The organism is Porticoccus sp. (assembly GCF_965660005.1).
Taxonomy (GTDB): Bacteria; Pseudomonadota; Gammaproteobacteria; order Pseudomonadales; family Porticoccaceae; genus Porticoccus.
Genome location: NZ_CBFHYF010000059.1, coordinates 1 through 8,297 on the forward strand (window position 1 = coordinate 1; position 8,297 = coordinate 8,297).

10 protein-coding genes are annotated in these 8,297 nt (G+C 53.0%); 5 read left to right on the forward strand and 5 right to left on the reverse strand.

Features of this window, described 5'->3' with window-relative positions; genetic code table 11:
• The 4 genes from ACTF5G_RS09445 to ACTF5G_RS09460 form a co-directional block, all read left to right on the forward strand.
• A partial coding sequence (locus tag ACTF5G_RS09445) for a cytochrome c1 (RefSeq protein ID WP_438952563.1) occupies positions 1-887 on the forward strand: 887 nt, incomplete at its 5' end.
• Between the two features lie 73 nt (positions 888-960).
• On the forward strand, positions 961-1,587 hold the full coding sequence (locus ACTF5G_RS09450; RefSeq protein WP_348430629.1) for a glutathione S-transferase N-terminal domain-containing protein: 627 nt from the start codon (positions 961-963) through the stop codon (positions 1,585-1,587).
• Positions 1,588-1,684: 97 nt separating this feature from the next.
• On the forward strand, positions 1,685-2,122 hold the full coding sequence (locus tag ACTF5G_RS09455) for a ClpXP protease specificity-enhancing factor (protein ID WP_036859260.1): 438 nt from the start codon (positions 1,685-1,687) through the stop codon (positions 2,120-2,122).
• Between the two features lie 11 nt (positions 2,123-2,133).
• The gene (locus ACTF5G_RS09460; protein WP_438952564.1) at positions 2,134-3,312 is read left to right on the forward strand and encodes an acetyl-CoA C-acyltransferase; all 1,179 of its coding nucleotides are present in this window, start codon (positions 2,134-2,136) and stop codon (positions 3,310-3,312) included.
• 67 nt (positions 3,313-3,379) lie between these two features.
• Here the strand turns inward: ACTF5G_RS09460 and ACTF5G_RS09465 are convergent, their stop codons facing one another.
• From ACTF5G_RS09465 to ACTF5G_RS09480, 4 genes are all read right to left on the reverse strand, one after another.
• Positions 3,380-3,952, reverse strand: a complete 573-nt coding sequence (locus ACTF5G_RS09465; protein ID WP_438952565.1) for a BON domain-containing protein — start codon at positions 3,950-3,952, stop codon at positions 3,380-3,382.
• Positions 3,952-4,539, reverse strand: a complete 588-nt coding sequence (locus tag ACTF5G_RS09470) for a D-sedoheptulose-7-phosphate isomerase (protein ID WP_438952566.1) — start codon at positions 4,537-4,539, stop codon at positions 3,952-3,954. The genes ACTF5G_RS09465 and ACTF5G_RS09470 overlap by 1 nt, the downstream gene beginning before the upstream one ends.
• Positions 4,540-4,562: 23 nt before the next feature.
• Positions 4,563-4,952 carry a YraN family protein gene (locus ACTF5G_RS09475; RefSeq protein ID WP_438952567.1) on the reverse strand — a complete coding sequence of 130 codons (390 nt, stop codon included), beginning with the start codon at positions 4,950-4,952 and terminating at the stop codon, positions 4,563-4,565.
• A gap of 72 nt (positions 4,953-5,024) precedes the next feature.
• Positions 5,025-6,914, reverse strand: a complete 1,890-nt coding sequence (locus ACTF5G_RS09480; protein ID WP_438952568.1) for a penicillin-binding protein activator — start codon at positions 6,912-6,914, stop codon at positions 5,025-5,027.
• Positions 6,915-6,928: 14 nt separating this feature from the next.
• Between ACTF5G_RS09480 and rsmI the strand changes: the two genes are divergently transcribed.
• Positions 6,929-7,765 carry a 16S rRNA (cytidine(1402)-2'-O)-methyltransferase gene (gene rsmI / locus ACTF5G_RS09485; protein ID WP_438952569.1) on the forward strand — a complete coding sequence of 279 codons (837 nt, stop codon included), beginning with the start codon at positions 6,929-6,931 and terminating at the stop codon, positions 7,763-7,765.
• Between the two features lie 21 nt (positions 7,766-7,786).
• On the opposite strand, the gene ACTF5G_RS09490 is transcribed toward rsmI, so the two are convergent.
• The coding region (locus ACTF5G_RS09490) for a hypothetical protein (protein WP_438952570.1) at positions 7,787-8,297 on the reverse strand (511 nt) is incomplete at its 5' end.

Consider the following 8,297-nt stretch of genomic DNA (forward strand, 5'->3'; position numbering starts at 1 on the left):
TGTTCTTCCTGGCGATGCCGATCTGGACCAGAATGGAGAAAACCCAGCCTGAGCCGAAGCGGGTGACTACTGATGGTGGCTTTGGTTTCTGGAAGTCCATGGGTGGGTTGTTGCTAGTCATTCTGCTGGCCTGGCTGCCACTGAAAGCGGTCGGTGCCGAGTCGGAATACCATTGCGGCACCATCCCCTGTGATGAATTCGAAGCCGACCCCTCAGACAAGGTGTCCTTGCAGCGAGGCGCCAAGCTGTTTGTAAACTATTGCATGGGTTGTCACTCAGCTGAGTATTCACGTTGGGGCCGGGTCGCCTCAGACCTGAAAATGCCCGCAGGTCTGGTGATGGACAATCTGGTGTTTGCCGATCAGAAGATCGGGGACTTGATGAAAATTGCCATGACCAAGAAAAAAGGTAAACAGTGGTTTGGTGCCCCGCCGCCAGACCTCACCATGATTACCCGCGCCCGTACATCCGAATGGGTGTATACTTACCTGCGACACTTCTACGCCGATCCGAACCGTCCGATGGGCGTCAATAACAAGGTGTTCAAGGATGTGGGCATGCCGCATGCCTTGCTCGATCTTCAGGGACTTCAGGAGTGCGCGCCGGGACCCGTGGTCGCCGCCAATGGTGGTGTGAAGCGAGATCCCTTGACCCGCGAGGAAATCCTCGAAGACAATTGCGGGCGTTATACACTCATTCAGGAAGGGGCTCTGTCTCCGGAGGAATACGACCAAGCGGCATATGACTTGGTAAACTTTCTTTCCTACACCGCAGAACCAATGGTCGAGGATCGCAAGAGAATCGGCACCTACGTTTTGCTCTTTCTTGCCTTCCTCTTCATCTGGGTTTGGTTGCTGAACAGGGAATACTGGAAAGAGATTCACTGATTTCAATGGGGATGGCTACCATATGGTATGGTCGCCATCCAACTGCCAATAACAACACAACTGAGGTTTTATTATGGGGGTTGTTGCAAAACGATCTTCGATGACGTTTTTTTCTGACCCTACATGCCACTACAGCCATCGTGTACGTATTGTTTTGGCAGAAAAAGGGGTCACGGTAGACATCGAAAATGTCGACGGCAAAAATTTGCCCGAAGATGTACTTGAACTGAATCCCTACGCATCCCTCCCTACCCTGGTAGATCGGGATCTGGCACTCTATGAAACCAAAGTGATGATGGAGTATCTCGACGAGCGATTCCCTCACCCGCCATTACTGCCTGTCTATCCCGTGGCCAGAGCGTTGAGCCGCCAGTTCATGCACCGTATTGAGCGGGATTGCTGTAGTCAACTGGATTTTATTATTGGCAGCAATGACAACAAGGCAGTTGAAATAGCCCGCAAGGAGCTTTGTGACAGCTTGACAAGCATTGCACCGATCTTTGCCGATCTGCCATTTTTTATGAGCGAAGAGTTCACGCTGGTCGACTGCTGCCTGGCACCTATTTTGTGGCGATTAAAGCACCTTGAGATTAAACTGCCATCAAATCGTCAGACAAAGCCTTTACAGGACTATATGAAACGATTGTTTGACCGGCCGTCCTTTGCAGAAAGTCTGTCAGAGTTTGAAAGGGATATGTGAAAACCCTCTGTGGCCGGAAAGGATCTTGAAAAGGGGGCATGATATGTCCCTTTTTTCGTAAACTGCAGCACAGAGATATTGGGCCGAAATTACTGTCATGAGCATGACGTCAAATAAAGCTTATCTGGTTCGGGCATTCTATGACTGGATTGTGGATAACGACTGCACTCCCTACATAGTCGCCGATGCCTTTTATCCAGGGGTTGCTGTTCCCCAGCAACATGTCAGTGACGGACAGATTGTGTTGAATCTGGCACCGCGAGCAATAACCTCGTTGGTGATGGACAACCGGATCATTTCCTTTACTACCCGATTTGGGGGGGTGCCGAGTACGATAGAGTTACCTGTGCAGTCTATATTGGGCATTTATGCTCGTGAAAACGGTCAGGGTATGATGTTCGAACCAGAGACTGGCCACGATCCTCAACCACCTGCCGGGCCGGGTCCTGTGAAATCTGTACCATCGAAAGAGAAACCTTCTGGAGGGATTGCTGGAGACAATGGCAAAAAACCCTCTCTCAGAATTGTAAAATAGAGGTCTCAATTATGTCAGATCCAATTGTCATTGCCGGTATGGCAAGAACGCCTATCGGTAGCATGCAAGGGCAGTTTACCGGTGTTCCCACAACAGAGCTCGGTGCCGTGGCCATCAGGGCTGCCATTGAACGGGCAGGGGTTGCCGGAGAGCTGATTGACTCCGTGGATATGGGTTGTTGCCTCACGGCTGGCCTCCGGCAGGCACCGGCTCGCCAGGCTGCCATTGGTGCGGGATTGCCGCCGAGTGTGGGTGCCACTACCCTCAATAAGGTATGTGGCTCCGGTATGAAAGCGGTGATGAATGCCTGTGACAGCCTGACACTGGGTAATGTGGATGTGGCTGTAGCCGGTGGAATGGAGAGCATGACTAACGCCCCATACCTGATGACCCAAGGTCGCAGCGGTTACCGGTTTGGGCATGCGCAGATTTTTGACCACATGACAATGGATGGCCTTGAGGATGCCTACAATGGCGAAGCGATGGGTATTTTCGCCGAAAAATGTGTCAGTAAATTCGGTTTTACCAGAGAGGAGCAGGATGCATTTGCCGTGACCTCACTGGAGCGGGCTCAACGGGCGATCAAGGACGGCAGTTTTGAGCATGAAATAACGCCTGTAACCGTTAAAACCCGCAAGGGTGAGGTAGTCTGCTCAATCGATGAGCAGCCTAGCAAATCGGTTGCCGATAAAATCTCGCAAATGCGCCCGGCGTTTATCAAAGACGGCACTGTGACAGCGGCCAATGCCAGTTCTATCAGTGATGGCGCTGCTGCCCTGGTGTTGACCCGTCTTTCTGTTGCAGAAAAACTGGGCATGAAACCCCTGGCAACCATTCACGCCCACAGTACCCATTCTCAGGAACCTGAGTGGTTTACAACCGCTCCGGTAGGTGCCATCAATAAGCTGCTCGCGAAAGTGGCCTGGAGCAAGGACGATGTGGACCTGTTTGAAATTAACGAAGCCTTTGCCTGTGTCACTATGGCGGCCATGAAAGAATTGGGTTTGCCCCATGAAAAAGTCAATATTCACGGTGGAGCCTGTGCACTGGGTCACCCCATTGGCGCCTCGGGTGCCCGGATTATTGTGACTCTTCTGGGTGCTTTGCAAACCTATGGGAAGCGCAAGGGTGTGGCGGCTATCTGTATTGGTGGCGGAGAAGCCACTGCGATTGCCGTCGAACTGATTTAGTCATTCCCGAGTAATAAAAAAACCGGCCCGGTGATCAGCCGGGCCGGTTTTTTTATAGATAGCGTTGTTAATCGATATATTCAAAAACCTTCACCACCCGCTGAGCACCGCGGGTTTTGCTGGCAATGAGGGCTGCCTGATCGGCGGTACTATGCGTCACGAGCCCCATCAGATAGATCACGCTGTTTTCAGTGGTCACTTTAATGGTCGACGATTTCAGGTTTTTTTCAGCAATTAGCTTGGCCTTTACCTTGGTGGTTAGCCAGGTGTCATTGCTTCTCGAGATCAGGGATGTTGGGGTGCGTATCTGCAGTTCATTATGTACTTGACGGACGCCGCGAAACTTTCTTGCTGTATCACCCGCCAGTGTACGAAGCTCGCCGGTAGCCACTTCACCGGTCAGCAGAATCACGCCATTGTATGCTGTAATGTTGACGTGAGCTCTCTCAAGGTCTGTGTGGGCTTTCTTGATATTGACACCGATCAGCGTTTCCATCTGCCAGTCATCAATATCGGTGCCCAGCGAGGTGGACGAGGGGTCGGGCTTGATTGGCTCGTCGGTGGTTGCATGGATAATACTGGTGCAGCCCGAGAGAGCGAGCATACCCGCGAGTAACAGAGGTGCCAGACGTGGCAACATCAAGAATTTCCTCCAAACAATTGTTGATCAATAAGCTCACAAAGACAGAACAGGCTCAATAAATGAATTTCGCTGATGCGATGTCGGTCATGATGATCAACGCGAATCTCAATATCGTCGCCACTCAGCAATGCCGACAGGTCGACATCGCCTGCACCAGTAAAACCAATGACAGAAATGTCGCGGTCATGGGCGGTGTGAATTGCCTGGACCAGATTGCTTGGGTTGGTCCCGAGGCTAAAGATAACCAGTACATCCTCTGCCTGGCCCAAGGTTTTTAGTTGTCTGCTGAAAATTTCACTGACACTGTGATAATGGCCGATAGCAGTAATTGTAGAGCTATTGCTGTTCAGGCAGATTACCGGTAGACCCGGCCTTTCCAGTTTATATTGCAGTAACAGGGATTGGGAAAAAATATTTGATAGTGAAGCGGAGAGGCCATTGCCACAACAGAGTATCTTCTGTCCCTGGAGTAACCGTTGAACCGCCACTGTGCTGGCTTCGACAATCAATGGTGCCAGTGTCTCGCCACAAGCCATTTTCGCTTCAATGCTCTCGTGAAATAGCTCAATAACACTGGATTCCATAGGTTTTCTTTGGTTTTCTGGGGTTAGTGGTCAAAGGCGTTTGGCAGCCATTCTACCTGATAAGATGGGTCATTAGTGATGTCTTTGCTGAGGCACACCGCATCAAAACGGCAGGCTACCTTGTCCCACGTCCGAGTGGCTTGTAAAAAATGCCGGGCCGCAGCAACGATTCGCCGTTGTTTCCTGTGATCAATACTATAGATCGCACCACCGAAGGCGGCATGATTGCGCAGTCGAACTTCGACAAAGACCACGGTCTGACCCTCCTGCATTATCAGGTCGATTTCTCCCTGTGGGGTCCGGTAATTCCGATGCAGGGTCACCAGACCCTGTCTTTCCAAAAATGTTCTGGCCCACTGTTCGGCAATAGCACCGCTCTGGTTCGAGCGGGCCGGTGGTTTCCCTTTCGTCATTTGAAAATTCCTTTTTTCTGATACTTTCCCCCGTATGTATTTCCCGATAACTGGAACAGTTATTCGCTGGTATCAAGGGGTTTGATGTGAAGAAGCCGCTTGGTGCTCGGCTTTAAGGATTTTTTTCTGCAATTGTATGGCGGGAACCACCCTGCCATTTTTAAAAACACCCCAGGGCTGTTCCCGTTCAATGGTGTCCGGTGGTGTCAGATATAGCATGCCGGTGTTCCCGGGCAGCCGGATATTGGGAAACAACAGCATTTGCCCCAGCCATTGGTGCAAATGGTAGGTATCAATGCCCAGCGCAAACATATGCCGGTAAATAGGTTCAAGATCTTCTGCTGGTCCCATAGAGTCGGCACTGTAGCCGGGGAGTGTCCAGGGCATGGCGCTGAAACGAACCCCGTCCAGATCGCGATTGCGTGCCGGATCCTGTATGCCGCTAAAAAGTTGGGAAGTGCCATAAACCTGGAGATCACTGGCGAAAAGAAAACCCAGTGTGGGTTTGATCTGTCGTGCCTGATTGGGTGAGGCTATCAGAAAAACCATGTCCAGATCCTGGCGCCGCCTGGGCGTATGAGCCAGTTGTTTACCGAGTAAACGCTGTAAGCGGTTGTTGCGCTCAATGCTCTGTGCAATTTGAAGTTCGGGCTTTAGCAGCGCGATGAAATCGCTCTGGGATGCTCCGTAGGCGGGAACTTCGACCAGCGTGCCGCCTCGCTCTTGCCAGCGCTCCCTGAATGCTGCCAATGCACGTCTTCCCGAGTTGGAGTCTGGTGTGATGGCTAGTGCGAACCGGCGTCCCTCGAGCCATGCCCGGTCGGCGACCTGACGCGCTTCAGCGGTGGAGGAAAGGCCAAATTGAAAAAAATTCTGGTGGGGCTCAGTGCGGGGCGTATCCAGATAATTGAGCGCCACAGTCGGTACCGGCAAGTCCGGAAGGGCGAGTAACTGGCCAACTTTTTCCCGTTGTACCGGGCCTATGATCAGCTCGGCCCCTTCGCTGATAGCCTGCTGGTAGAGAGGGCCGATGTCATTGCTCGAGGAAGTGTCGTAAAAACGTATTAATGGTGTCTTGCCGCGAGCTCCCCTGACGTCATACCAGGCGGAGAGTATGCCGCCGCGAATGGCTTTGCCTGCCTCTGCAAGGGAACCCTGCAGTGGCAGCAGCACTGCAATCTGTTCAGGGAGATTATTCGCGACTTCCTGTAATGCCGTGAGTGATGGTGGCGGATGCAGGGCAGCAGGATGGTCTGGCCACTTAATTTGCCAATCTGTTATCTCGCGGAGCTGTTTGTCCATATCGCCCTGGTTTTTCCGAACCCTGCTGGCAAGTGTGTACCAGCCCTGTAGCAGTGGATCGGATTCCGTTGCCTGCAATGCCGCCAGGTGCTTCTGTGAAATGTGGGTCAGCAATCGCCATATCGCTTCGGAAATGGCTGTCTGTTCCCCGGTTGATTTGACCAGGCTGGAAAGTTCCGCGTAAGCGCGAATGCTTTGCTCATCTTCCCCCAATAGTGAAAACAGCTCCCCGCGCAGTTTTTGCCACTTAATCCGAAGGCTGGTAGACAGTTGACCAGCATTGGCTGTGAATTCCGGGTCTGTGAGTAAGTCTCTTGCGAGAAAAAACCGTTCCTGGCCCATGGCCACTTCGGCGAACAGCAAGCGGAAGTCCACAAGGCGCTGACCGGAAAGCGCATTCTGATCAAGTGATGACAATACCTTTAGGGCCTGCTGGTTGTCTCCCGCGAGTACCAGAAACTCGGCAGCATCCAGTTGGTGGAGTTGTCGGTGCGGTGCTATGCTGTTCGCGGCCAGTGAGAGCGCCTGTTCGGCGCGCTCTGCGGGACTCAAGGGTGTCGACGGACCGGTTTTCGGTGTGTCGCGGCCCGTCTGAGTGCAGCCGCCGAGCACTAAAACCAGTCCCAGCAGCACCATCGCTGTTATTCTAAATTTGAACATAGGTGTCATTTCTTATGCCGGGTCAATTGTATGTGGTGGCCACGCCCATTGGTAATCTGGGTGATATGGTACCCCGAGCCGTTGAGGTTCTCCATGCGGTTGATCTCATTGCTGCAGAGGATACCCGTCACAGTGGTCGATTGCTGAAACATCTCGGCATCGATACACCGCTGGCTGCCTATCACGATCACAGCGATGAGCAACAGATGGGCCGGGTTCTCGATATGCTGGTACAGGGCCAGACGGTGGCGCTTATCTCGGATGCGGGAACGCCGTTGATCTCTGATCCAGGCTACCGTCTGGTCAGAGAGGCCCGGTTGCGGGACATCAGGGTCACGCCGATTCCCGGTGCCTGCGCCGCTATTGCAGCCCTGAGCGCTTCTGGCTTGCCCAGTGACCGGTTCAGTTTTGAGGGGTTCCCGCCGCCAAAAACTGCCGCCAGACTGAAAAGATTTGAAACCCTTGCCGGATCAGCCCAGACAATGATTTTTTATGAGTCCCCTCACCGGATACTCGACACACTGAGGGATATGATTGCCACCTTCGGCTCCGACCGTGAAGCGGTGCTGGCCAGAGAAATCACCAAGACCTTCGAGACATTCCTGACCGGTACCCTGACGACAATATTGCAGCAGGTTTTCGCGGACAGCAACCAGCAAAAAGGCGAAATGGTGGTGATGGTGAAAGGGAACGTTGACGCTGTCAGCGCGTCCGAGGCAGAGCAATTGAGAATCCTGAAAACGCTACTGGATGATCTGCCCGTCAAACAGGCTGCCGCTCTGGCGGCCAGAATTACCGGCGGTCAGAAAAACGCGCTTTACCAGCTGGCGCTTTCATTGCGCCCCGACTGAAGCCGGTCCGGGTATGGCAGGTCAGGCACTGCAGGCCAGTGCAATGGTTTCCGGGCTGATTTGCCTGAATTGCCGGACAGGTTTGTCCGATGTTTTGCCAGCACACCATTCGGCAATGCGCGCGATATCTTTTTGATCACCCTTGTAGTGGGCTCCGTGCATTTCGACCATGCCGAGGCCCTGGCTGGCGGCGTTGAGGTAATTGCACGAATTGCGCAAGCTGCCGATGACCGGAAGTTGAAACTGTTTGGCCAACGCCTCTGTCTGTCTGGCGGTGGTGACAGTTCGTGGCACACGATTCAAGACCATGGCGATAGTCTGTTTGGACGGCAGCATCCGCTGCAGTTGCTGGACGGTAGTGGCAATGGCGTGCAAATCAAATTCGGCCGTTAACACCGGCAAAAGTATGGCGGTCGCCTCACGCAGCAATGGGCTGAGATTGTTCAGGTCCGGTCTGGCGGGCGTGTCGAGGACCAGCACTTCCGTATTGCGGGGCGGCTGAATTGCCCAGCTACGAGTGACATTTTGTGGT

Bases quoted from the DNA above. Each gene is read 5' to 3' on its own strand.
- ACTF5G_RS09460 (WP_438952564.1), top strand. From the start codon at position 2,134: ATGTCAGATCCAATTGTCATTGCCGGTATGGCAAGAACGCCTATCGGT.
- ACTF5G_RS09455 (WP_036859260.1), top strand. From the start codon at position 1,685: ATGAGCATGACGTCAAATAAAGCTTATCTGGTTCGGGCATTCTATGAC.
- ACTF5G_RS09475 (WP_438952567.1), bottom strand. From the start codon at position 4,952: ATGACGAAAGGGAAACCACCGGCCCGCTCGAACCAGAGCGGTGCTATT.
- ACTF5G_RS09450 (WP_348430629.1), top strand. From the start codon at position 961: ATGGGGGTTGTTGCAAAACGATCTTCGATGACGTTTTTTTCTGACCCT.
- rsmI (WP_438952569.1), top strand. From the start codon at position 6,929: ATGCCGGGTCAATTGTATGTGGTGGCCACGCCCATTGGTAATCTGGGT.
- ACTF5G_RS09470 (WP_438952566.1), bottom strand. From the start codon at position 4,539: ATGGAATCCAGTGTTATTGAGCTATTTCACGAGAGCATTGAAGCGAAA.
- ACTF5G_RS09465 (WP_438952565.1), bottom strand. From the start codon at position 3,952: ATGTTGCCACGTCTGGCACCTCTGTTACTCGCGGGTATGCTCGCTCTC.
- ACTF5G_RS09480 (WP_438952568.1), bottom strand. From the start codon at position 6,914: ATGTTCAAATTTAGAATAACAGCGATGGTGCTGCTGGGACTGGTTTTA.